Genomic DNA, 21,941 nt, shown 5'->3' with positions numbered 1-21,941 from the left:
AACCGGCGCAAGCTGAGCGTCATCGTCGTCGGCACCGGTCTCGCCGGCGGCGCCGCCGCCGCGACGCTGGGCGAGGCCGGCTACAAGGTCGACGCGTTCTTCTACCAGGACTCCCCGCGCCGCGCGCACTCGATCGCCGCGCAGGGCGGCATCAACGCCGCGAAGAACTACAAGGGCGACGGCGACTCGGTCCACCGCCTCTTCTACGACACCGTCAAGGGCGGCGACTACCGCTCCCGCGAGTCGAACGTGTTCCGACTCGCTGAGGTCAGCGCGAACCTCATCGACCAGTGCGTGGCGCAGGGCGTCCCGTTCGCCCGCGAGTACGGCGGCCTCCTCGACAACCGGTCCTTCGGTGGCGTACAGGTCTCCCGCACCTTCTACGCGCGCGGCCAGACCGGGCAGCAGCTGCTGATCGGGGCGTATCAGGCGCTGGAGCGCCAAGTCGGGGCCGGAACCGTCACGCCGCACGCCCGGCACGAGATGCTCGAGCTGATCGTCGTGGACGGGAAGGCCCGTGGCATCGTCACCCGGGACATGGTCACGGGTGAGATCGAGACCCACCTGGCCGACGCCGTCGTGCTGGCGAGTGGTGGCTACGGGAACGTGTTCTTCCTCTCGACCAACGCGATGGGCTGCAACGTCACCGCGAGCTGGCGAGCGCACCGCAAGGGCGCGTACTTCGCGAACCCCTGCTACACGCAGATCCACCCCACCTGCATCCCGGTCTCCGGCGACCACCAGTCCAAGCTGACGCTGATGAGCGAGTCGCTGCGCAACGACGGCCGCATCTGGGTGCCCAAGCGTGAAGAGGACTGCGACAAGGACCCGCGCGAGATCGCCGAGGAGGACCGCGACTACTACCTGGAGCGGATCTACCCCAGCTTCGGCAACCTGGTCCCCCGCGACATCGCCTCCCGACAGGCGAAGAACATGTGCGACGAGGGTCGTGGCGTCGGCCCGGTGGTCGGCGACAAGCGGCGCGGCGTCTACCTCGACTTCGCCGAGGCGATCTCTCGCATGGGACGCTCGGCGGTCGAGGCCAAGTACGGGAACCTGTTCGACATGTACGCCCGGATCACGGGCGAGAACCCGTACGAGACCCCGATGCGGATCTACCCGGCCGTGCACTACACGATGGGCGGGCTGTGGGTCGACTACGACCTGCAGTCCTCCATCCCCGGCCTGTTCGTGGTGGGCGAGGCCAACTTCTCCGACCACGGCGCGAACCGCCTCGGCGCCTCCGCGCTCATGCAGGGGCTCGCCGACGGCTACTTCGTGCTGCCGAACACCATCCGCGACTACCTCGCCGACGGCCCGTTCCCCACGGTCGCCCCCGACAACGCCGAGGTGGCGCAGGCGCGCGACTCGGTGCAGCAGCGCATCGACCACTTCCTCTCGGTCAACGGCTCCCGCACGGTCGACTCCTTCCACAAGGAGCTCGGCCACATCATGTGGGAGTACTGCGGCATGGAGCGCACCGCCGAGGGGCTGCGCACCGCGATCGCGAAGATCCGTGAGCTCCGCGAGGAGTTCTGGCGCGACGTACGCGTGCTCGGCACGAACGAGTCACTCAACCAGTCGCTGGAGAAGGCCGGCCGCGTGGCCGATTTCATCGAGCTCGGCGAGCTGATGTGCGTGGACGCACTGCACCGCCGCGAATCCTGCGGTGGGCACTTCCGCGCCGAGTCGCAGACGCCCGACGGCGAGGCGCTGCGCGACGACGAGAACTTCGCCTACGTGGCGGCGTGGCAGTGGGGCGGCGAGCCGGACGCCCCGATCCTGCACAAGGAAGAGCTCGAGTACGAGTTCATCGAGATGAAGCAGCGGAGCTACAAGTGAACCTGACCCTCAAGATCTGGCGTCAGCCCGACGGCGCGTCCCAGGGCCAGATGATGACGTACCCGATCACCGACGTCTCCGAGGACATGTCGTTCCTGGAGATGCTCGACGTCCTCAACGAGCGGCTGCAGGCCGAGGGCGAGGAGCCGGTCGCGTTCGACTCCGACTGCCGCGAAGGCATCTGCGGTATGTGCGGCCTGATGATCAACGGCGTGGCGCACGGCCCCGAGGTCACCACCACCTGCCAGCTGCACATGCGGTCCTTCAAGGATGGTGACGTGGTCACGATCGAGCCGTGGCGCTCCTCCGGGTTCCCGGTGCTGCGCGACCTCGTGGTGGACCGCGGCGCGTTCGACCGCATCATCGCCGCCGGCGGGTACGTGTCGGTCAACACCGGCGCCGCCCCCGACGCGCACGCCACCCCCGTGCCCAAGGAGAACGCCGACCGCGCCTTCGACGCCGCCACCTGCATCGGCTGCGGCGCCTGCGTGGCTGCCTGCCCCAACGGGTCGGCGTCGCTGTTCCTCGGTGCGAAGATCACCCACCTCGGCGAGCTGCCGCAGGGTCAGGCCGAGCGCGACACCCGGGTGCTCAACATGGTCCACCAGCACGACCTCGAGGGCTTCGGCGGCTGCACCAACATCGGTGAGTGCACCGCCGTGTGCCCCAAGGAGATCCCCCAGGACGTCATCGCCACGCTCAACAAGGACATGCGCCACGCGTTGTGGCACCGAGTCTGATCGCGATCGTCACCTCTGCCGCTCATCACGTCGTGTGACGAGGCTCGGGACGACGACGGTGGGCGGGTGAGGTGTGACGCCACCTTCGGCGTGACTCACGTGCCGAAACGGCACGCCAATCACGCTCTCCGTCCGTAGGCGTGACTCACGCGCCCAGATGGCATGCCAGTGACGCGCTCAGCGGCGTGAACGGCGGCGGGTCGGGAAGTGGCGGCGCCACTCCTGACTGATCGGCGGGAGTGGGGCGCCGGCGGACTGGAGCGCACGCCGCACGCGCATGATGACCCGCTCGGGATCCCACATCTGCATGCCGGTCACGGTGATCAGGTTCCACTGCTCGCCGTTGAGGTCCTCGCGGCGCTCGATGTCCTCGCTCCACTGGAGATCCCGCTCGACGTGATGCCGCCCGTCGTACTCGACCGCGACCCGCCACTCCGGGTACGCGGTGTCGAGCTCGCGTGCGCGGCCGCCGGCCGTGACCGGATAGGCGATCACCGGCTCCGGGAGTCCGCTGAACAGCAAGAGCAACCGCAACCGGGTCTCACGCGGAGAGATCACGCGTGCTCGCACCAGCTCGGCCGCCGCTCGGACCCGTTGTCCTGCACCGCCGCTCACCCGCGCCGCAGCGCGAGTGAGCGCGCTGACGGTGGCATACCCCTCGTGCACCACCGCATCGCCGAGCACGACCGCCTCGACGAGCGAGACGTCGGGTGCCACATCGCCGAACGTCTCCAGCGCCGTCGTGATGGTGACGCCCTCGCGGATGCTCAACCGCCGCGTTCCATGGTGCACGCGGATTCCCTTGCGCCGCACGCGCGCCGCCTGCGGCGGGAGGAGGAGATGGACCTCGTCGCTGAGCGGCACCGGCAGCTCGAGGATCTCCGCTGCCGTCAGGTGGCAGGCTGCCTCAGCAGTCGGCACGAGGAGCATGCCGGCCCGCGCGAGCAACGCCGGCGTCGGAACCACGTCAGCGTCGAGAAACACCCCAGGGAGGAGCTGCTGGCAGCGCGGGCCGTCGAGATAGCGCCACGTCAGACCCGCCGCGCTTGCATCGGCGCGGGTGAACGGCTGGCGAGGATCGAAACCCGGGGCACTCGTCTGGGGCATCTCTGCATCCTGGCGCGCCAGCCGCGTCGCCCGCTGCGCTCATCCACAGGCCGTGATCCACGTGCCGACATGGCACACCAGTCACGCTGTTGCCCCGTTTCCGTGACTCACGTGCCAATGTGGCACGCCAGTCACGCCCAACGCGCCGAAACGGCTTATGCGCGCAGCGCCGAGCCCCAAGGGTGTGCCGGATCGTGCACCGCAACCGCGAGCGTGGTGTCCGACTGCCCGTAGTAGGCCAACCACCTGCCGCGGAACTTGACGAGACCCTCGACGAACGTCACGTTCGAGACGAGCCCGTGGAGATCCTCGAAGGTCTGCGGCTGCAGCCATGGCACCTGCATACGGGCGAGCACCGTGGTCGGGTCGTCAGGGTCGATGACGATCTGGCCGCAGCGGTAGTCCACGCCGGACGACCCGTCGTCATGCACGTGGCTCGTCGCGCCGTTGGTCAGCATCAGCAGCAGACCGTTGTCGGTCAGCACCGGTGAGGTACCGATCTCTACGAGGCCGGCGTCGAAGGAGCCCGGCGTGGGCGTGTACATCGGCTCGGAGTCCGGTGTGCCGGGGGTCCAGTGGATCAGGTCGTCACTGGTCGCCCAGTAGATCGCACCCTCACCGAAGTACATCCACCACACGCCCTGCATCTGGGCCGGCACGATCACGCCGGCCTTCGACCAGTTGCGGCCGCGGGGGTCCATGGTGGCGAACGTGTCGAAGTCGGCGAACAGCGGACCGTGCTTGGTCCAGGTGTGCAGATCGGTGGATGTCGCCAGACAGAGCTGGGCGCTGCGGCGGTCCCAGCCGGTGTAGGTCAGGTAGTAGGTCCCGTCGATCAGGGCGATCCGGGGGTCCTCGCAGCCGTAGACCTCGTAGTCCTCGCTCGGCGAGAGGATCGGCTCCTCCTCGCGCTCGAAGTGGAAGCCGTCGCTGCTGCGCGCGAGCCCCACGTGGGACACGATGTCCTCGGCGTGCGCCCGGTACAGCAGCACCACCTCGTCCCCGTCCACCAGGGCGGCAGGGTTGTACAGATTCGTCGACTCCCAGCTGCCGCCGCGCGGGCGCAGGATCGGGTTGCCCTCGTAGGGAACGAACGGCCCGAGCGGGAAGTGAGCGCCGTCGAACATCATCAGGCGTCCCGGAACCCTCGCCACTTGCGCTTGGCCCACCCGACCAGGCCGCCCCAGTACTCCGCTGGCTCGGGGGCGGGTTCGGGGAGGATGCGGCCGGTCTGGGGGTCGTGCTCCCAGTCGAGGGTCTCGGGCTCGGTCTCGGTCACGTAGTTCGGGGTCTCCGCGTCGTGGGTGACGTCGTCAGGGTCGATCTCGGGGATCGCCGGCGGGTTCGCGGTCCACGCGCACACCATCAGCAGGATCCGCACGATGAAGTTCACCCACAGGAGCAACGTGATGATCGCGGCGAACGGGGCGAGCAGCGGGTTGCTCGCGGCCGAGCCCACGATCGAGGTGCCGAGGAAACGGATCACGCCGGCGGCCACGGCCACCACGAGTGCCCCGATCAGCAGGTCACGGCGGGGTGGACGCGCCCCCGCGAGCCCGCGGACGAGGAACAGCACCACCGCCATGTCCACGGCGAGTGCCACGAGATAGCCCAGGATGCGCAGCAGCACCTGCACGGCGGGGTTGTCGCCCAGCCCGACCGCGTCGGCGATCGCCGTGCCCGCAGTGCCCACCACGATCCCGAGCGCTGCCGTGAGCACGACCGCGAGCGCGAGCACGAGGAACCCGGCCAGGTCGCGAAGCTTGGCGACCACGGCGTTCTCGGCCGGCACCAGGATCCCGAACATCGACCTGATGCCGGTCCGTAGCGCTGCCATCACCGATGTCGCGGTGTTGACCAGCACGAGGAAGGCAATCACTCCCGTCAGCAGTGACGTGCCGCCGCCGAACTCCAGGCTCTCCGGCGTCAGCATCCCCTCCGGGTTGCTCTCGCTCTGCACAATGCCCGGCAGCGCGGAGTCGAGCGCGTCGAGCACCGCCTGCCGGAGCTCGGCATTGTCACCCAGCAGCGCCATGAAGATCGAGAACGCCACCACGAGCCCGGCGAAGATCGAGAACAGCGCCGAGTAGGCGATGCCGCCGGTCAGCAGTGCGCCGTTCGTGGCGCCGTAGCGGCCGAGTCCGCGCGCGACGCGCGTCTGCTTCCACCACGCCAGCAGCCGCGCGAGTCGCGTCTGGGCGGTCTCGACGTCGGTGCCGTCACCCGATTCTTCCGTCATCCCTCTCCCCCTGGTTCTGCCCGTGTCGCGAGCGAGAACGACTCGATCTCGCGCCACACGCCATCATCACCGTATTCGTACAAGGCGAATCCGGCGACCGGGAACCGCGCCTCGAAGTGCGCCCGCGACAGCCCGGCGGCATCGAGGCGGGTGTCGTCGAGGTCGTGCGCGATCGTCACGTGCGGGTGGTACGGGAACCGCATCGGTTGCGCCAGCGGACCGGTGTTCACCGAGCCGTGCAGCTGGGCGCACCCCTCCGCCCCCTCGGTCACCGCCACGAACACCACGGGCGAGATCGGCCGGAACGTGTCGGTCCCGGCGAGCGCCACCACGAACGGGTCGTGCTTGCGGGCGACCTCGCGCAGGTGCTCACGCACGCCGTCGAGCTGCTCGGGCTCGATCACGGTGGGTGGGATCAACGTGATGTGCGGGGCGATCGCGAGCGCCTCCGGGTCGCCGGCATCGATGCGCGCGCGGGTCAACGACTCCGAGTAGGGCGCCGGTATCGCGATCGCGATACCGATGCTGATCTGCGACCCCACCCTCAGCGGCACCCTCATCGGATCGAGGCTCCCTCGGTCGGGTGCGCGACGGCGGACATCCCCCTAGTCTGCCCGGTTCCGGCGACCGGCCGTGCCGTTCGCGTCCCGCGATGCGGGCGGTGCGGTCGGGAGCCCCGCGGCGAGCGCCCACAATAGGTCCCGAACATCGCCGTCCTTCGAGGAGACCCGTGTCGCACACCGATCAGCATGCCAGCGCTTCCCCCGAACGTCTCGATGCCTGGTCTGACGGCGATGGCGCCGCCCGCGCCACCAGCACGTTCAGCCGTGTCTTCGGTCATGAACCGGACGGCGTCTGGTCCGCCCCCGGCCGGGTCAACATCATCGGTGAGCACACCGACTACAACGGTGGCCTCGCGCTCCCGATCGCGCTCCCCCACCGCACGTTCGCGGCGTTCAGGCGCCGTGACGACGGCGTGATCCGGCTGGTCTCCGGCCGCGAGTCGACCCCGTGGGAGGGTCGACTGTCCGACGTCGCACCGGGTGCGGTGAGCGGCTGGGCCGGGTATGTCGCCGGGGTGGCGTGGGCGCTGGAGCAGGCGGGTCAGCCGGTCACCGGCTTCGACGCCGCGATCGAGTCCTGCGTCCCCTACGGCGCAGGGCTCAGCTCCTCCGCCGCGCTCGAGGGGTCGGTCGCGGTGGCGCTGGCCGAGCACCCGGACTGGGTCGGCGACCCCAGTTCCGATGAGGGCCGCGCGGCGCTCGCCGCGGCGTGCGTGCGGGCCGAGAACGAGATCGCCGGCGCGAACACCGGCGGCATGGACCAGGCCGCGTCGCTGCGCTGCCGCGAAGGCCACGCGCTGCTGCTCGACTGCCGCGACGGCAGCGTGGAGCACCTGGAGTTCGACCTCGCCGCCGCCGGCCTGGAGCTGCTGGTCATCGACACACGCGCCGAGCACGCGCTGGTGGACGGCCAGTATGCGCAGCGCCGTGCCACGTGCGAGGCTGCTGCCGCCACGCTCGGTGTCGAGACCCTGCGCGAGATCGAGCCGGCTCAGCTCGACGCCGCGCTCGCGCGGCTCGACGACGATGTGTCCCGCGCCCGGGTCCGCCACGTCGTCACCGAGATCGAGCGCGTGCGCGGGTTTGTGGACCTGCTCTCCGCCGGCAAGGTGCGCGAGGTCGGGCCGCTCATGGATGCCTCGCACGACTCGCTGCGCGACGACTATGAGGTCACCGGAACCGAGCTCGACACCGCGGTGAACGCGGCCCGCGCGGCCGGCGCCCTGGGTGCGCGCATGACCGGAGGCGGCTTCGGCGGCTCTGCCATCGCCCTGATCGACGCAGGCCGGGCGGATGAGGTGAGCACCGCCGTCGTGCAGGCCTTCCGCGAGGCAGGACTGGGCGAGCCGGCATTCCTGGTGGCCACGCCGTCGGCCCCCGCAGGGCGCGCTACGGCGTGAGCACGGCGCGCACCGGCGCGTGGTCGGACCAGCGTTCGTCGTAGCTCGGCGCCCGGTCCACGGTCACCTCGGTGACCGCACCGGCGAGGGCAGGCGAGCACCACAGGTAGTCGATGCGCCACCCGGCGTCGTTGTCGTAGGCACGGCCACGCCAGGACCACCAGGTGTACGGACCGTCGACGTCTCCCGCGTGCGTACGCCCCGCGTCGACCCAGCCCTGGTCCCGCCACCGGCTCAGATACGCCTGCTCCTGCGGCAGGAAGCCCGACTTGCCGCGGTTGCCCTTCCAGTTCTTGATGTCGCGCTGGTCGTGCGCCACGTTGAGGTCGCCGCCCACGACGACCCGGCGGTGCCGCAGCTCGCCGAGCCGGTCGGTGGCGCGGTCGAGGAAGGCGAGCTTGACGTCCATCGAGGGCGTCTGGGCGGTGGCGGTGTGGACGTAGGTGGAGATCACGGTGAGCGGCTCGCCGCCTGGTTCGATCAGGTCCGCCTCGACCCAGCGGCCCACGCTGTCGGCGGTCTCACCGACAAGCCCCAGACGAACGGCCTGGAACGGCACCCGGGACGCGATCGCCACGCCCGCACGACCCGCCGCGGGGGCCTCGTGGTGCACCACGTGCCACTCGGGGCCGAGGTGGTCCAGCAAGATCTGCGCGGGCGCCCGCACCTCCTGCAGCAGCAGCACGTCGGGACGCGCCTGCGCCAGCCAGGCGCCCATGCCGCGCCGGAACGCCGCACGGATCCCGTTGACGTTGGCAGTGGCGACGACCAGGGGGCGCTCAGACCCCACGGATGAGCGCGAGGACCGTGGCGGCGAGCTCGTCGCGGTCGAGCTCCACGCCCTCGCCGCGGGAGTCGACGATCGCCTGCAGCATCACGCCGTCGCTGTAGGCGAGCAGCGCACGCGTGGCAGCCTCGGGGTTGGGGTGGCCGTGCTCGCGGAGGTTGTCGATGCCGAGCTTGAGCCACTGCTCGTGCGTGCTCTCCATCCGCGCCGGGTGCACGAGCGTGAGCGCGAACCGTGCCCGGGTGCGGGTGATTCGGCCGGGCCGGCACAGTCGCACCGTGAACTCCGCGATGCCGCGGGCGAGCGCCTCGTCGTCGAGCGTGTCGAAGCCGCTGTGGATGTCGGTGAGCGTGGCCTGGTCGACCTCGAGCAACCGCGTGGCGGCGTTCTCCAGGAGCGCCATCCTGGTGCGGAAGTAGTTCGAGGTACTGCCGTCGGGCAGGTTCAGACGACGGTCGATGCCTCTGTGGGTGAGGGCTCTGGTGCCACCCTCCCCCACGATGGCGAGCGCGGCATCAAGGATCCGCGTGCGGCGATCAAGCATGGACGTAGAGCCTACGCGCGTCGGCCACAGGAAGCATCACCCACGCGGGGCGACCTCGTCCGTGGCGTCCTCCGGGAAGCGCCGCGCCCACGGCCACCAGACGGCTCGACCCACGTCGCGCACGAGCCCGGGCACCAGCAGCGAGCGCACCACAAACGTGTCGATCAGCACCCCGGCAGCCACGATGAACGCGATCTGCAGCAGGAACAGCAGCGGGATCACCCCGAGTGCCGAGAACGTGGCAGCAAGCACCAGTCCGGCCGAGGTGATGACTCCGCCGGTCACCGCGAGGCCACGCCGGACACCCTCGTGCGTCCCGTGCTCCAGCGACTCCTCGCGCACGCGGGTCATGAGGAAGATCGAGTAGTCGATCCCGAGCGCGACGAGGAACACGAACCCGTACAGCGGAACGGTGGCGTCGGCTCCCGGCAGGTCGAGCACGTGATTGAACACCAGCGCCGCAAGCCCCATCGCGGCGGCGAACGAGATCACGTTCGCGACCAGCAGCAGCAGCGGCGCCAGCACGGCCCGCAGCAGCAGCACCAGCATGAGGAAGATGACCACGAGCACCACCGGAACGATCGTGCGTAGGTCGCGCGCCGCGGTCTCCTGGGTGTCGAGCCGCTCGGCGGCGGTGCCACCGACCAGGCTCTCCGGCGCGACGGCGTGGGTCGCCTCGCGAACCTCACCCGCCACCCGAGTGGCCTCCTGGCTCTCGGCGCTCGCATCGGTGACGACCTGCACGAGCACGAGCCCGTCCACGACCACGGGTTCGGCGGGTTCGTCACTCGGAGGGCCACCCGCCGACTCGCCGGTGAACACCGAGGCCGAGGCCACGCCGTCGACCCCTGAGGCGGCGTCGATGACCGCATCCGCGGAGTCCTGCGGTGCGATCACCTGGATCGGCTCGACCTGGCCGATCTCGAAGTGTGCGGCGAGCACCTCCTCACCGGCCACGGCGTCGACGTCGCCGAGGAACACATCGGATTCACCGGTGCCGTCAGCGCGCAGCGTGGGCACGAACGCCGCGAGCGCGAGCAGGCTGAGCAGCGCGATGATCCAGACCGGTCGGGCGCGGCGCGTGACCGCAGCGGCGACCCGGTCCCACAGGCCGTGCGTGCCAGGCTCGGCGGATGCGGCGTAGCGGGGCACGCGCGGCCAGAAGATGCCGCGGCTGCGCGACCCCGCGAGCAGCAGCAGCGCCGGCAGCAGCGTCAGCGCGGCCAGGAACGCGGCGGCGATCCCGATCGCGGCGACCGGCCCGAGGCTGGCGTTGGACCCGAGGTCGGAGAGCATGAGGCACAGCAGCCCCGCGATCACGGTGGCGGCGCTGGCCGCGATCGGTTCGAGCGAGGCGCGCCAGGCCACGCGCATCGCGGCGGCCGGGTGGCGGTGCCGCGTCAGCTCCTCGCGGTAGCGCGCCACGAGCAGCAGCGAGTAGTCGGTGGCAGCGCCGATCACGAGGATCGACAGGATGCCCTGACTCTGCCCGTTGAGCTGCAGCACGTCGTTGCCGGCGAGCGGCTTGACCACGAGCGCGGCCAGGCACAGCCCGAACACCGACGTGAGGATTACCGCGAACGGCAGCAGCGGGGACCGGTAGACGATCACGAGGATCACCAGCACCACCGCGAGCGCGACGCCCAGCAGGATCCCGTCGATGCCGCCGAACGCCGACACGAGGTCGGCGACGAACCCGGCCGGCCCGCTGACCCAGGCGGTCAGACCGAGGTCACCGAGCGCCGTCGGGGCGTTCTCACGAATGACATCGACGACGGCGATGGTCACCCGATCCTCGTCGTCACCGATGAGTCGGTCGGCCTGGGTGCCGTCGATCGGCACCGGGATGAGGATCGCCTCGCCGTCCTCGGACGGGACGGCGGCGACGTTGCCGGTCAGCACGTCGGCGACGCGTTCACCGCCGGGGATCTCGAGGTCACCGATGCTCTCGGCGAAGGCCTGGACCGTGCCGATCTGCTCCTCGGTGAGCGGGGCGCCGTCGTCGGAGGTGACCACCACGAGCGCGGGCAGCGAATCGCTCTCCGTGAACTCGGCGGCGAGCACGGCCGCCCTCGTGGACTCGGCGCTACTGGGGAGGAAGGCAGCGGAATCGTTCTCCTGGACCTGCGACAGCGTCCCCTGCGCCATGCCACCGAACGCACCGATCGCGAGCCAGCCGAGAAGTGCGACCGCGACCAGCAGCCAGCGCAGCGCGCCGCGGCGCGGGTGGCCGGACGAAGGCCCTGCACGATGGGACATGGTTCCTCCGGTGGATCGGTCGTTCGCCAATGGCACCGCTCATCATGCGCCATGGACGGACCGTGGCACGATCATGCGATGCGACTGACCCTCGATCTCGACCTCGATGCCCTCGGCCCTGACGCTCCCGCGGAAGCGGGGCGGATCCTGCGCTACTGGGCCGGGGCGCTCGGCCAGGTCGACCTCAGCCAACCGGCTGAGTACCCCCTGATGGACTCGGCGTACGCTCAGGTGGGGAGCATCGCCGTCGGGCAGTCATCGGGCGACGGCGACGTCAAGACCCACCTACACGGCTACCTGCGCCGACTCCACGAGGCGCTGCTGTGGAAGATCGACGGACTCGGCGAGCGGGACGCCCGCTGGCCGATGACGCCCACCGGCACGAATCTGCTCGGGGTGCTCAAGCATGTGGCGAGCATCGAGGCGGAGTACTTCGGGCACGCGTTCGGGCGCCCGTTCCCCGAGCCGATGCCCTGGCTCGACGACGACGCCGAGGCCAACGCCGATCTGTACGCCGCTCCGGAGGAGACGATCGGGTCGATCCGAGCGTTCGCCGAGCGCGTCTGGGCCCACGCCGACGCCACGATCGACGCACTGGACCTCGGCGCCCGCGGCCACGTGCCGTGGTGGGGTGAACGGGGCGACGTCACCCTCGCGCAGATCCTCGTCCACGTGATCGCCGACGTGGCGCGGCACACCGGCCACGCCGACATCGTGCGGGAGCTGCTCGACGGCGCGAGCGGGCTGTCCGTGGCGAACAGCAACCTTCCCGAGGGCGACGAGCAGTGGTGGGCCGACTACGTGGAGAAGCTCAAGGAGATCGCCACCGGGGCCTAGGCGAAGAGGTCGTCGAGCGTGGGGACCTCGACGCGAGTGGGCCGTGGCGCCGCTGCGCCCGGCTGAGGCGCCTGGTCCTGGTGCGCCACGTCCATGACGGCACGTGCCCGGTCATCGAGGAAGCGACTCGGCTTGGCGAGCACGTGGCGGGCGTGGAAGCTCGTGGGGTGCGTGGGCAGGCGCGCGGGAGTGTAGACGCGGAGCGTGTCCCGGGCGCGGGTGAGCGCCACGTAGAACAGCCGCTGCTCCTCCACCAGGCCCTCGTGGCTCGTGAGCGCCATGTCCGAGGGGATGGCGCCGTCGCAGGCACGGATCACGTGTACGGCGTCCCACTCCAGGCCCTTGGCGGAGTGGATCGTGGACAGCGTGACCCAGTCCTCATCGAGGGTGGGTTTGCCGGCCCAGTCGCCGGCCACGTTCGTCGGGTCGATCGTCTGCTCGGCCACGAACGCCGCAAGGTCCCTCTGCCGCGAGGCGGCCTCGGCGAATCGGACCACGTCGTCCTGCCGCCGCGCCCAGTCCGGGTAGTGGGCTCGCAACAAGGGCCCGACGGCGTCGCGACAGGTCTCGACGACGCTCGCCACCGCAGTGGTTCGGTGGGCGTTGGCGAGCGCTGTCAGGGTCGCGCCGAGGGCGGTGCGAGCGGCCGCCGGTGCGGCGGCGACGATCTCGGCAGGGTCGTCGAGTCCGCCGTCGGCGAGCCGCGTGGCGAGGGTGCGGGCGTGCACCTTGCCGATCGCGCGGTGCCGCGTGAGCAGCCGGTACCAGGAGACCTCATCGGCAGGGTTGTCGGCGATCCGGAAGGCGGCGATCAGGTCGCGGACGTGCGCGGTCTCGAGGTAGGAGATGCCGCCGTACTTCACGTACGGGATGTTGCGGACCTTGAGCTCGACCTCGAGCAGGTTGCCGTGGCTGCCGGTGCGCATGAGCACGGCCTGGCGGCGCAGCTCGAGGCCGTCGGTGTGGGCGGCGAGGATGGCGTCGGCCACGGTGCGGGCCTCGTCGTCGGCGTTCGCGCAGGCGACCAGCTCGGGGCGAGCACCGCGCTCGGGACGGTCGGCGGTCAGCTGGATCGGCAGCGTCCCGGGGCGCACCACGTTCGCCAGGTCGAGCACCTGCTGGGTGGAGCGGAAGCTGCGGTCGAGGGTGACGACCGTGGCGCCCGGAAGCTCGTGGGCGAGGTCGACCAGGTGCTCGGCACTGGCGCCGCGGAATCCGTAGATGGTCTGGGCGTCGTCGCCGACGACCGTGAGCCCGTCGCCCTCCGGGCACAGCAGCCGCACGATGTCGACCTGCACCTGGTTGACGTCCTGGTACTCGTCCACGAGCACCCAGTCCCAGCGGGCACGCAGGCGAGCGCCGACGTCCGGGTCCGCCAGCAGCGCGCGCCAGGAGATCAACAGGTCGTCGAAGTCGAGCAGCCCGCGGGCACGCTTGCGGGCGCCGTAGGACCGGAGCAGCTCCGTGATCGCGTCCATGTGGTCGAGGCACCAGGGGAACTGGTCGGCCATCACCTCCCGCGCCGGGATGCCGGTGTTGACGGCGCGCGAGTAGACGTCGGCCAACGTCTGCGAGGTCGGCAGTCGGGTGCCGGAGGAGTCGAGCCCGTGCTCGGCACGCATGAGGTCGAGCAGGTCGACCACATCGCTCGGGTCGATCACCGTGACCTCGGCAAGCCCGAGGTGCTGGGCGTGCTCGGCCACGATCCGGTGCGCTACCGCGTGGAAGGTCCCGCCCCACACCCGTTGCGCGGCCGCCGGGTCGGAGCTGAGCGCGGCGGCGCGTGAGGTCATCGAGGCGGCTGCCCGCCGCGTGAAGGTGAGCAGCAGGATCCGCTCCGGCGGCACCGCCGACTCCAGCAGCCGCGCCACCCGCGCCGTGAGCGTGCGGGTCTTACCGGTCCCCGCCCCGGCCGCGATCACCAGCGGCCCGCGATCATGCTCGACCGCCGCCCGCTGCGCCTCGTTCAGCCCGTCAGCCCACCCGCCTTCGCCCATGCGTTCGATAGTACGCACGTACGACGATACCTGCCGCCACCGCCACCAGCTTTCAACGCTCTTTCGGCGCCCCACGACTCTCAACGCTCTTTTGGCATGCGGCGAAGCTGCCAGATCAGCGTTGAAAGCCGCCCGGCGCCGGATCAGCGTTGAATCTCAGGAGGGGTGGCGGCGCTCGGCGGCGTCGACGGCGTTCTTGAACAGCATCGCGATCGTGGTCGGGCCGACGCCGCCCACGCGGGGCGTGATGGCACCGGCGACCTCGGCGCACGACTCGTCGACGTCGGGCAGCAGGCGCTTGCCCTCGTACCGCACTCCCCCGCCCACGACCACCACGCCGGGCGTGAGGTGCTCGGGCTGCAGGATCCCGGGCACCCCTACCGCGGCGATGACGATCTCGGCGCGGCGCGTGTAGTCGGCCCAGTTCGGGACGCCGGTGTGCACCACGGTGACCGCGGCGTTGGCCGTATCGCGCTTCTGCGACAGCAGCAGCGCGAGCGGGCGGCCGAGCGTGGTGCCGCGGCCGAGGATGACCACGTCGCGGCCCGCGACCGGGATCTCGTGGTGCGCGAGCAGCGCCTCGATCCCCGCCGGCGTGCACGGCACCGGCCCCGGCATGCCGAGCGCGAGCCGACCCATGTTGACCGGGTGCAGGCCGTCCACGTCCTTGTCCGGGTCGAGCTCGAGCAGCGCGGCGTCGAAGTCGATCTGGGGCGGTGTGGGGTGCTGGATCAGCACGGCGTCCACGTCGTCGGCCACGTTCATCTCGCGGATCGCCGCGAGCACGTCGGCCTGCGTGGCGTCCTGGCCCAGGTGGATGTGCGGCGAGGCCAGCCCGAGCTCGGCCGCCTTCTCCTGCTTCATCCGGATGTACCCGGCGCTCGCCGAGTCGTCACCGACCAGGATGGTGCCCAGACCCGGCTGGTGACCGGCCGCCGTCAGGGCCTCGATGCGAGGCCCCAACGCAGCGAGCACAGCCTCGGCGACCGGCTTGCCCGGCAGCAGCCGAGCGCTCACTGCTGCAGCCCGTCGTAGAGCGGGTACGCCTCGGTGAGCTTCTTGACGCGAGCGCGGGCGGCCTCGATGTCGGTGCTCTGTCCCTCGCGCAGCACGCCGGCGATGATGTCGGCGACCTCGGTGAACTCGGCGTCGCCGAACCCGCGGCTCGCGAGCGCAGGCGTACCGATCCGGAGCCCGGAGGTGACCCGCGGCGGTCGCGGGTCGAACGGCACCGCGTTGCGGTTCACGGTGATGCCGGCCGCGTGCAGGAGGTCCTCAGCCTGCTGGCCGTCGAGGGGGCTGTTGCGCAGGTCCACGAGCACCAGGTGCACGTCGGTGCCGCCGGTGAGCACCGAGACGCCCGCCTCGGTCACGGCCGGGTCGGTGAGTCGCTCGGCGATGATCTTCGCACCGGAGAGCGTGCGTGCCTGCCGCTCGGCAAACTCCTCGCTCGCCGCCACCTTGAGCGCGACCGCCTTGGCGGCGACCACGTGCATGAGCGGGCCACCCTGCTGGCCGGGGAACACGGCTGAGTCCAGCTTCTTGCCCCAGGTCTCGCCGTCGCGCGAGAGCAGCAGCCCCGAGCGCGGCCCGCCCAGGGTCTTGTGCACCGTGGTGGAGACGACGTCGGAGTGCGGCACCGGCGAGGGGTGCAGCCCGGCCGCGACCAGCCCCGCGAAGTGCGCCATGTCGGTCCACAGCCGCGCGCCGACCTCGTCGGCGATCGAGCGGAACGCCTCGAAGTCGAGGTGCCGCGGGTACGCGGACCAGCCCGCGATGATCACCTGCGGCTGCGCCTCGATGGCGGCGGCGCGCAGCGCGTCGTACTCCACCCGGTGGCTCTGCTCGTCCACCCCGTAGGCGTGCACCTCGTAGAGCTTGCCGGAGAAGTTGATCTTCATCCCGTGCGTGAGGTGGCCGCCGTGCGCGAGCGAGAGCCCGAGGATCCGGTCCCCCGGCTTGGCGATCGCGTGCAGCACGGCCGCGTTCGCGGTGGCGCCGGAGTGGGGCTGCACGTTGGCGTAGTCGGCGCCGAACAGGTCCTTGGCGCGCTGGATCGCGAGGTTCTCGGCGATGTCGACCTGCTCGCAGCCGCCGTAGTACCGCTTGCCGGGATAGCCCTCGGCGTACTTGTTGGTGAGCACGCTGCCCTGCGCCTGCAGGACCGCACGCGGAACGAAGTTCTCGCTCGCGATCATCTCCAGCGTGTCGCGCTGGCGGGCGAGCTCGCCGTCGAGAACGGCGGCGATCTCCGGGTCGACGTCAGCGAGCGGGGCATCGGGATGGGGGTGGCTCATGGCACTTCCTCCGTGTGACTGGGCGGGTTTCCGTAACGATCCTCGGCCCAGGCGGGCGACCTCGAATCATGCGTGGAACTCATCGCTCCCCGGTGGTGCACCACCTTCGCCAGTCGCGACGTCACGAGCCTAGCGGACAACCACCATGCCCGACGGCGGTGCTCACCCCTCGGTCTGGACCTCAGCCTCGCCGAGGATCTTGCGCAGGTAGGCGTAGGTGAGGTCGCCGGCGTTCTGGTCGTACTGGTGCTCGAACCCGTGCTTGGCGTAGAGCGACAGGTTCTGCTTGGAGTCTTGGCCGGTGAAGACCCAGACCTCCTTGGTGTCCTCGGGCAGGTAGGTGAGCACCGACATCAGCAGCTTCGTGCCGATGCCCTGACCCTGCAGGTCCGGTGCCACCGCGAGCCGGCCGAGCAACGCCCTGTCCTCCTCGAGCCCCACGCGCACCGAACCGATCAGGCGGGTGCCGATCCAGGCACCGAGCGTGACCACATCGGGCCTGGCGAGGTCCTCACGGAGCTCGTCGAGGGTCTGCGTGAGCGCAGGGATGTGCGGGTCGTCGTACAGCTGCGCCTCGGTCACGAAAGCGGCGCGGCGCACGGTGAGCAGCTCCCCCGCATCGCCCTCCTCGACGACGTCGATCCTCAGCTCGGTCTCGGCCATGCGGCCATCCTTCCATCTCCGAGCACCTGTGGGCACGATCAGCACGGCGCGGCGTCGATCGCCTACCCTCGCCGGGTGAGCAGCATCGAACCGACCACCCATTGGGTCCTCACCCTGTCCTGCCCGGACCGCCCCGGCATCGTGCACGCCGTCACCGGGGCGCTGGCCGGGCTGGGTGGCAACATCACCGAGTCGCAGCAGTTCGGTGACGCGGGGACCGGGCTGTTCTTCATGCGTGTGCAGGCAGAGTCGACGGCGTCACGCGAGGAGCTGGAGCGTGTGCTCGGCGAGGTCGCGGCCGCGTTCACGATGACCTGGAGGCTCGACGAGGTCGGCCGCCCGATGCGGACTCTGGTGCTGGCATCGAGCACCGCGCACTGCCTCACCGACCTGCTGTTCCGGCAGCGCTCGGGCCGGCTCCCGATCGACGTCGTGGGCGTGGTGTCCAACCACACGACCCTCGCGCCGATCGCCGAGTTCGACGGCGTGCCCTTCCATCACGTCCCGGTCACCCGCGAGACCAAGGACGATGCCGAGAACCGCCTGCTCGCGCTCGTGGACGAGCTCGACGTGGAGCTCGTGGTGCTCGCGCGCTACATGCAGATCCTGTCCGACCGCGTCTGCACCGAGCTGGCCGGCCGGGTGATCAACATCCACCACTCGTTCCTGCCGTCGTTCAAGGGCGCGCGCCCGTACGCGCAAGCCCACGACCGCGGCGTCAAGCTCATCGGCGCCACCGCCCACTACGCCACGGCGTCGCTCGATGAAGGCCCGATCATCGAGCAGGACGTCGAGCGAGTCAGTCACGCCGACAACGTCGACGAGCTCGTCGCCATCGGCCAGGACGTCGAGCGGCGGGTGCTCGCGCGCGCCGTACGGTGGCACGCGGAGCACCGGGTGCTCCTCGACGGGCATCGCACCGTGGTGTTCAAGTAGTCAGGGGCGCTGCCAGGTGCCGTCGACGCGGCGCGGGAGGTTCCACGGGTTGTCATCGCGCCGCGGCGGCGGGAGCAGCGACTGCGGGAGGTCCTGGTAGGCGACCGGGCGGCCGAAGCGCTGCACCGCTGCAGTTCCTACGGAGGTCGTGGCCGCGGTCGCGGCCGGGTACGGCCCACCGTGCTGCATCGCGTACGTGACGGCCACGCCCGTGGGCCAGTCGTTCCAGACGACACGGCCGGCCCGCTGTGCGAGCGTGTCGACCAGCGCGGCCGCGACGCCGTCGCCATCCTCACCGTGGACGGTCGCGGTGAGCTGGCCGTCGAAGGATCCCACCTCGGCCACGACGTCGTCGGTGTCCTCGTACTCGACCACGATCGAGACCGGACCGAAGCACTCCTCGCGGAGCCGGTCCACCTCGGCGAAGCGGTCGATGTCGACCGCGAGCAGGCTGGGGGTCGGGGCATCGCCGCTGGAACCGTCGACCACCACGCGCACACCCTCGACCTCGCGCAGGGACTGCAGCCCCTGAGCGTAGCCCTGGGCGATGCGGTCGTTGAGCATCGGCGCCGCCGGCACCTGCGCCAGCGCCGCCGCGGCCGCCTCGATCACGCCGGCCCCGGAAGGCGCGAACAGGATGCCCGGGTTCGTGCAGAACTGACCGACCCCGAGCGAGAGCGATCCCGCATAGCCGGTGCCGATCTCAGCGGCACGCGCGGCTGCCGCGGCCGGCGTCACGACCACCGGGTTGACGCTGCCGAGCTCGCCGTAGAACGGGATCGGCTCCGGTCGCGCCGCGGCCAGGTCGAACAGCGCCCGCCCCGCGCCGATCGAGCCGGTGAACGCACCGGCTCGGACCGCTGGGTGCTGGATCAGCGCGATCCCGGCGTCGAAGCCGTGAACCAGCCCGAGCGCGCCCGGCGCGCCCGCCTCGGCCAACGCGCCGGCCACGACCTCGGCGACCGCGACCGACAGCCGTGGGTGCCCGGGGTGCGCCTTGACCACCACGGGACACCCGGCAGCCAGCGCCGAGGCGGTGTCGCCGCCGGCCACGCTGAACGCGAACGGGAAGTTGCTTGCGGCGTACACGGCTACGGGCCCGAGCGGCACGGCCACGCGACGCAGGTCAGGCCGCGGCACCGGCTTCCAGTCCGGGTCGGCGTGGTCGATCACCGCGTCCCACACGGCGCCGGTCTCCACCTCGGTGGCCAACAGCTCCAGCTGTCCGGTGGTGCGACTCAGCTCGCCGGACAAGCGCGCTTCGGGGAGGCGCGACTCCTCCTGCGCCAGCGGCACGAGCACGGAACGCTGGGCCTCGAGTGCGCGGGCGGCGGCTCGGAGCCACCCGGCTCGCTCGCTGGGGCCGGCCGTCGCCATCGGCCCGGCTGCGGTGGCAGCGGCGGCGACGATGTCGTCCAGGTCGGCAGTGGTCGTGTCGGGTGTGGCGGGGTCCGTCAAGACTGCTCCGTGGTCGGTCGGCTGGATCAGAAGCCCGGCGGGTTCTGACCGGGCGGCGTGGTCCCGGGCTGAGTGAAGCCCGGCGGGTTCTGACCGGGCGGCGTGGTGCCAGGCTGAGCGAAGCCCGGCGGGACACCGCCACCCTGGCCGTAGCCAGCGGCTCGCTTCGCCTTCCCCAGATCGATGTTGCCCTTGATCAGCCCGATGATGCCAGCCAGGGCGAGGATCGGCGTGAAGAACCAGATCCGGTCGAGCGCCACCACGGTGAAGATCGTGAGTCCCACACCGGCGACCAGCATGATGATGCCGTTGCGGACCGCCTTCTGAGCCGCCGTCACCTGCGCCTCGCCAAAAGCGGCGCTCGCGCTGCCCGGTGCCGTCGACCCGAAGGCGCCCGGGGGCGGCGACCCGTACGGGGACTGGTCCGCCGCACCGTACGCAGGGCTGGCGGGGGTGCCGTACTCGGTGCTGGGCTGATCGCTGGGCGTCGGCGAACCGTACGAGGGGGTGCTGGAGCTGCCGAAACCGCTGGTCGAGGACGCGGTGTCCTCGACCCAGTAGTTCCAGCCCTCGGGTGCCGGCGGCCACGAGGGGTCGGGCTGCCAGTCGGAGGTGGGCACGAAGTCGGGCGGGACGTTCCATCCCGGAGGGGCGTTGAATCGCTGGGCCATGGCGCACAGGTTAGCCCCGGCAACCCCGCAGGTCTTCCTGTGTCCAGGGGAAGAACTTCCCCCGGCAGCCGCCACCGGCGTATCGTGACCGCCATGCGCGCGAACGTCACGGTGACGCCGGATCATCTCCGGCGCCGTGACGGCATGCGCTGATACTCGCGCGCACCCGCACAGCCCCGGAGCCAACGGCCCGGGGCTTCGTCGTTCCTGGGCCTCTCGAACCAGGAGGACGACATCATGAACCACGACCACCGCGACCTCGCCCGCGACATGAGCCTGATCGCCACCGACGCGACCGTGGGCGCCGGACTGCCGCTGTGGCTGCCCGCCGGCGCGGCCATGCGCCATGAGCTCGAACAGCTGGGCCGTGAGACCGCCCTCGCGACCGGCTGCCGGCCGGTGTACTCGCCGGTGCTCGGAAAACGGGCGCTGTTCGAGCAATCCGGCCACTGGGACAAGTTCGCCGACGACATGTTCCCGGCGATGGCGATGGGCGGCACCGATGCCGACGACCTCGTGCTCCGCCCCGCCAACTGCCCGCACCACGCGATGTTGTACGCGGCCGAGCAGCACAGCTACCGCGAGCTGCCGATCCGCTACCACGAGCTCGCCCCGATGTTCCGGGCCGAGCGCTCCGGTGTGGTCTCCGGCCTGAGCCGGGTGCGGCAGATCAACCTCGACGACACCCACGTGTTCGCCCGCCCCGACCAGATCCGCGACGAGGTCACTCTCGCGCTCGGCGCCGGCCTCGACGTGCTTGACACCCTCGGCGTCGAGGTCTCCTACGTGCGGCTGTCGTGCCGCGACAGCAGCGACCGCTGGCTCGGCGATCCCGGGCACTGGGCCGATGCCGAGGCACAGCTACGGGAGGCGACCCACGCCGTCGACCTCTCCCGCCGCGGTCTCGCGCTCCGGGAGGAGGCAGGTGAGGCCGCGTTCTACGGGCCCAAGCTCGACATCCAGGTGCTCGACGCGGCCGGCCGCGAGGAGACCATCTCCACCGTGCAGCTCGACTTCGGTCAGCCCGAGCGGTTCGACCTCACCTACATCGGTCCCGACGGCGCTCGCGAGCGTCTCGTGATGATCCATCGCGGGTTGGTGGGTTCGATGGAGCGGATGGTCGCGCTGCTTCTCGAGGTGCACGACGGGCGGCTGCCGATCTGGCTGGCTCCGGTCCACGTGTGCGTGCTGCCGCTGTCGGATGCTCAGCAGGATCCCGCCGCCGAGGCGGCGGCGCAGCTGAGCGCCGCCGGGCTCCGGGTTCGGGTGGCGATCAGCGGCTCGCTCGGTCGTCGGCTGCGGGAGGCGAGACGACGGCGGGACTCGCTTCTCGCCGTCGTGGGACCGACCGAGGTGGCCGCCGGGCGCCTGGCCGTGCACGACCCGGCGACTGTTGGGCGAACCGACCTCGCCGTCGCCGTTCTGCGGGACTGGCTGCGAGCGGCGATCGGGGCGCGCCAGCCGCGCGTCGACCTGTCCTGAATCGCGGCTCAGATCAGGCCGAGGCCCTTGCCGGCGTCGCGCTCCTCGCCGCGCTCGGCGACGGAGGCATCGATGCGGCCTCGCGAGAAGTCGTCGATCTGAAGACCCTGCACGATCTC

19 protein-coding genes, 1 pseudogene and 1 riboswitch are annotated in these 21,941 nt (G+C 71.0%); of the genes and pseudogenes, 6 read left to right on the top strand and 14 right to left on the bottom strand.

Annotated features, from left to right (window positions below; all coding sequences use genetic code 11):
- The coding region (locus tag ACOJSN_RS10850) for a fumarate reductase/succinate dehydrogenase flavoprotein subunit (protein WP_420112513.1) at nucleotides 1-1,842 on the top strand (1,842 nt) is incomplete at its 5' end.
- Complete coding sequence (locus ACOJSN_RS10845; RefSeq protein ID WP_420112512.1) at nucleotides 1,839-2,582, top strand: succinate dehydrogenase/fumarate reductase iron-sulfur subunit; 744 nt, start codon at nucleotides 1,839-1,841, stop codon at nucleotides 2,580-2,582. The genes ACOJSN_RS10850 and ACOJSN_RS10845, both read left to right, overlap by 4 nt.
- Nucleotides 2,583-2,759: 177 nt before the next feature.
- Here ACOJSN_RS10845 and ACOJSN_RS10840 read toward each other — a convergent pair whose 3' ends face one another.
- From ACOJSN_RS10840 to ACOJSN_RS10825, 4 genes are all read right to left on the bottom strand, one after another.
- Nucleotides 2,760-3,689, bottom strand: coding sequence for a hypothetical protein (locus tag ACOJSN_RS10840; protein WP_420112511.1), 930 nt, complete (start codon nucleotides 3,687-3,689; stop codon nucleotides 2,760-2,762).
- A gap of 155 nt (nucleotides 3,690-3,844) precedes the next feature.
- Entirely contained in the window at nucleotides 3,845-4,816 is a 972-nt protein-coding gene (locus tag ACOJSN_RS10835) for a glycoside hydrolase family 130 protein (RefSeq protein WP_420112510.1), read from the bottom strand.
- A gap of 2 nt (nucleotides 4,817-4,818) precedes the next feature.
- Nucleotides 4,819-5,928 (bottom strand): YihY/virulence factor BrkB family protein, encoded by a 1,110-nt coding sequence (locus tag ACOJSN_RS10830; protein WP_420112509.1) that lies wholly within the window; start codon nucleotides 5,926-5,928, stop codon nucleotides 4,819-4,821.
- Nucleotides 5,925-6,488: a 2'-5' RNA ligase family protein gene (locus ACOJSN_RS10825; RefSeq protein ID WP_420112508.1), complete on the bottom strand. Its 564-nt coding sequence runs from the start codon at nucleotides 6,486-6,488 to the stop codon at nucleotides 5,925-5,927. The genes ACOJSN_RS10830 and ACOJSN_RS10825 overlap by 4 nt, the downstream gene beginning before the upstream one ends.
- A 170-nt stretch (nucleotides 6,489-6,658) precedes the next feature.
- Here ACOJSN_RS10825 and galK point away from each other — a divergent pair, with 170 nt between their 5' ends.
- Nucleotides 6,659-7,891, top strand: a complete 1,233-nt coding sequence (gene galK / locus ACOJSN_RS10820) for a galactokinase (protein WP_420112507.1) — start codon at nucleotides 6,659-6,661, stop codon at nucleotides 7,889-7,891.
- Here galK and ACOJSN_RS10815 read toward each other — a convergent pair.
- From ACOJSN_RS10815 to ACOJSN_RS10805, 3 genes are read right to left on the bottom strand one after another with little or no spacing between them, the layout of a single operon-like run.
- The gene (locus ACOJSN_RS10815) at nucleotides 7,881-8,681 is read right to left on the bottom strand and encodes an exodeoxyribonuclease III (RefSeq protein ID WP_420112506.1); all 801 of its coding nucleotides are present in this window, start codon (nucleotides 8,679-8,681) and stop codon (nucleotides 7,881-7,883) included. The genes galK and ACOJSN_RS10815 overlap by 11 nt on opposite strands.
- Nucleotides 8,671-9,222, bottom strand: coding sequence for a TetR/AcrR family transcriptional regulator (locus ACOJSN_RS10810; RefSeq protein WP_420112505.1), 552 nt, complete (start codon nucleotides 9,220-9,222; stop codon nucleotides 8,671-8,673). The genes ACOJSN_RS10815 and ACOJSN_RS10810 overlap by 11 nt, the downstream gene beginning before the upstream one ends.
- Before the next feature lie 36 nt (nucleotides 9,223-9,258).
- The gene (locus ACOJSN_RS10805) at nucleotides 9,259-11,481 is read right to left on the bottom strand and encodes an MMPL family transporter (protein WP_420112504.1); all 2,223 of its coding nucleotides are present in this window, start codon (nucleotides 11,479-11,481) and stop codon (nucleotides 9,259-9,261) included.
- Nucleotides 11,482-11,559: 78 nt separating this feature from the next.
- Between ACOJSN_RS10805 and ACOJSN_RS10800 the strand changes: the two genes are divergently transcribed.
- Nucleotides 11,560-12,318 (top strand): DinB family protein, encoded by a 759-nt coding sequence (locus tag ACOJSN_RS10800; RefSeq protein WP_420112503.1) that lies wholly within the window; start codon nucleotides 11,560-11,562, stop codon nucleotides 12,316-12,318.
- On the opposite strand, the gene ACOJSN_RS10795 is transcribed toward ACOJSN_RS10800, so the two are convergent.
- The 4 genes from ACOJSN_RS10795 to ACOJSN_RS10780 all read right to left on the bottom strand — a co-directional run bounded on the left by ACOJSN_RS10795 (nucleotide 12,315) and on the right by ACOJSN_RS10780 (nucleotide 17,275).
- Nucleotides 12,315-14,315 carry an ATP-dependent helicase gene (locus ACOJSN_RS10795; RefSeq protein WP_420112502.1) on the bottom strand — a complete coding sequence of 667 codons (2,001 nt, stop codon included), beginning with the start codon at nucleotides 14,313-14,315 and terminating at the stop codon, nucleotides 12,315-12,317. The genes ACOJSN_RS10800 and ACOJSN_RS10795 overlap by 4 nt on opposite strands.
- Nucleotides 14,316-14,471: 156 nt before the next feature.
- Complete coding sequence (locus tag ACOJSN_RS10790; protein ID WP_420112501.1) at nucleotides 14,472-15,332, bottom strand: bifunctional 5,10-methylenetetrahydrofolate dehydrogenase/5,10-methenyltetrahydrofolate cyclohydrolase; 861 nt, start codon at nucleotides 15,330-15,332, stop codon at nucleotides 14,472-14,474.
- The gene (gene glyA, locus ACOJSN_RS10785) at nucleotides 15,329-16,612 is read right to left on the bottom strand and encodes a serine hydroxymethyltransferase (RefSeq protein WP_420112500.1); all 1,284 of its coding nucleotides are present in this window, start codon (nucleotides 16,610-16,612) and stop codon (nucleotides 15,329-15,331) included. Before glyA ends, ACOJSN_RS10790 begins: the two co-directional genes overlap by 4 nt.
- A gap of 38 nt (nucleotides 16,613-16,650) precedes the next feature.
- Nucleotides 16,651-16,739: riboswitch (ZMP/ZTP riboswitch) on the bottom strand.
- A 35-nt stretch (nucleotides 16,740-16,774) separates the two neighbouring features.
- The gene (locus tag ACOJSN_RS10780) at nucleotides 16,775-17,275 is read right to left on the bottom strand and encodes a GNAT family N-acetyltransferase (RefSeq protein WP_420112499.1); all 501 of its coding nucleotides are present in this window, start codon (nucleotides 17,273-17,275) and stop codon (nucleotides 16,775-16,777) included.
- 75 nt (nucleotides 17,276-17,350) lie between these two features.
- Between ACOJSN_RS10780 and purU the strand changes: the two genes are divergently transcribed.
- Nucleotides 17,351-18,211, top strand: a complete 861-nt coding sequence (gene purU / locus ACOJSN_RS10775) for a formyltetrahydrofolate deformylase (RefSeq protein ID WP_420112498.1) — start codon at nucleotides 17,351-17,353, stop codon at nucleotides 18,209-18,211.
- On the opposite strand, the gene ACOJSN_RS10770 is transcribed toward purU, so the two are convergent.
- Together ACOJSN_RS10770 and ACOJSN_RS10765 are read right to left on the bottom strand one after the other, a co-directional pair.
- On the bottom strand, nucleotides 18,212-19,669 hold the full coding sequence (locus ACOJSN_RS10770; RefSeq protein ID WP_420112497.1) for an aldehyde dehydrogenase (NADP(+)): 1,458 nt from the start codon (nucleotides 19,667-19,669) through the stop codon (nucleotides 18,212-18,214).
- Between the two features lie 26 nt (nucleotides 19,670-19,695).
- Entirely contained in the window at nucleotides 19,696-20,340 is a 645-nt protein-coding gene (locus ACOJSN_RS10765; RefSeq protein ID WP_420112496.1) for a hypothetical protein, read from the bottom strand.
- 207 nt (nucleotides 20,341-20,547) lie between these two features.
- Here ACOJSN_RS10765 and thrS point away from each other — a divergent pair, with 207 nt between their 5' ends.
- The gene (thrS, locus tag ACOJSN_RS10760; protein ID WP_420112514.1) at nucleotides 20,548-21,822 is read left to right on the top strand and encodes a threonine--tRNA ligase; all 1,275 of its coding nucleotides are present in this window, start codon (nucleotides 20,548-20,550) and stop codon (nucleotides 21,820-21,822) included.
- Nucleotides 21,823-21,830: 8 nt separating this feature from the next.
- On the opposite strand, the pseudogene ACOJSN_RS10755 reads toward thrS, so the two are convergent.
- Nucleotides 21,831-21,941: pseudogene (locus ACOJSN_RS10755) on the bottom strand (malate dehydrogenase); the annotation flags it as partial.

It is taken from the genome of Pseudactinotalea sp. (assembly GCF_048594945.1).
GTDB lineage: Bacteria > Actinomycetota > Actinomycetes > Actinomycetales > Beutenbergiaceae > Pseudactinotalea.
The sequence above is the reverse complement of the archived record's forward strand: the minus strand, read 5'-3'. Positions and strand labels throughout refer to the sequence as shown.

Excerpts from the sequence above, each read along its gene's own strand:
- ACOJSN_RS10840 (WP_420112511.1), bottom strand. The coding sequence starts at position 3,689 with ATGCCCCAGACGAGTGCCCCGGGTTTCGATCCTCGCCAGCCGTTCACC.
- ACOJSN_RS10835 (WP_420112510.1), bottom strand. The coding sequence starts at position 4,816 with ATGTTCGACGGCGCTCACTTCCCGCTCGGGCCGTTCGTTCCCTACGAG.
- ACOJSN_RS10830 (WP_420112509.1), bottom strand. The coding sequence starts at position 5,928 with ATGACGGAAGAATCGGGTGACGGCACCGACGTCGAGACCGCCCAGACG.
- ACOJSN_RS10825 (WP_420112508.1), bottom strand. The coding sequence starts at position 6,488 with ATGAGGGTGCCGCTGAGGGTGGGGTCGCAGATCAGCATCGGTATCGCG.
- ACOJSN_RS10810 (WP_420112505.1), bottom strand. The coding sequence starts at position 9,222 with ATGCTTGATCGCCGCACGCGGATCCTTGATGCCGCGCTCGCCATCGTG.
- ACOJSN_RS10805 (WP_420112504.1), bottom strand. The coding sequence starts at position 11,481 with ATGTCCCATCGTGCAGGGCCTTCGTCCGGCCACCCGCGCCGCGGCGCG.
- ACOJSN_RS10800 (WP_420112503.1), top strand. The coding sequence starts at position 11,560 with ATGCGACTGACCCTCGATCTCGACCTCGATGCCCTCGGCCCTGACGCT.
- ACOJSN_RS10795 (WP_420112502.1), bottom strand. The coding sequence starts at position 14,315 with ATGGGCGAAGGCGGGTGGGCTGACGGGCTGAACGAGGCGCAGCGGGCG.
- glyA (WP_420112500.1), bottom strand. The coding sequence starts at position 16,612 with ATGAGCCACCCCCATCCCGATGCCCCGCTCGCTGACGTCGACCCGGAG.
- ACOJSN_RS10780 (WP_420112499.1), bottom strand. The coding sequence starts at position 17,275 with ATGGCCGAGACCGAGCTGAGGATCGACGTCGTCGAGGAGGGCGATGCG.
- ACOJSN_RS10765 (WP_420112496.1), bottom strand. The coding sequence starts at position 20,340 with ATGGCCCAGCGATTCAACGCCCCTCCGGGATGGAACGTCCCGCCCGAC.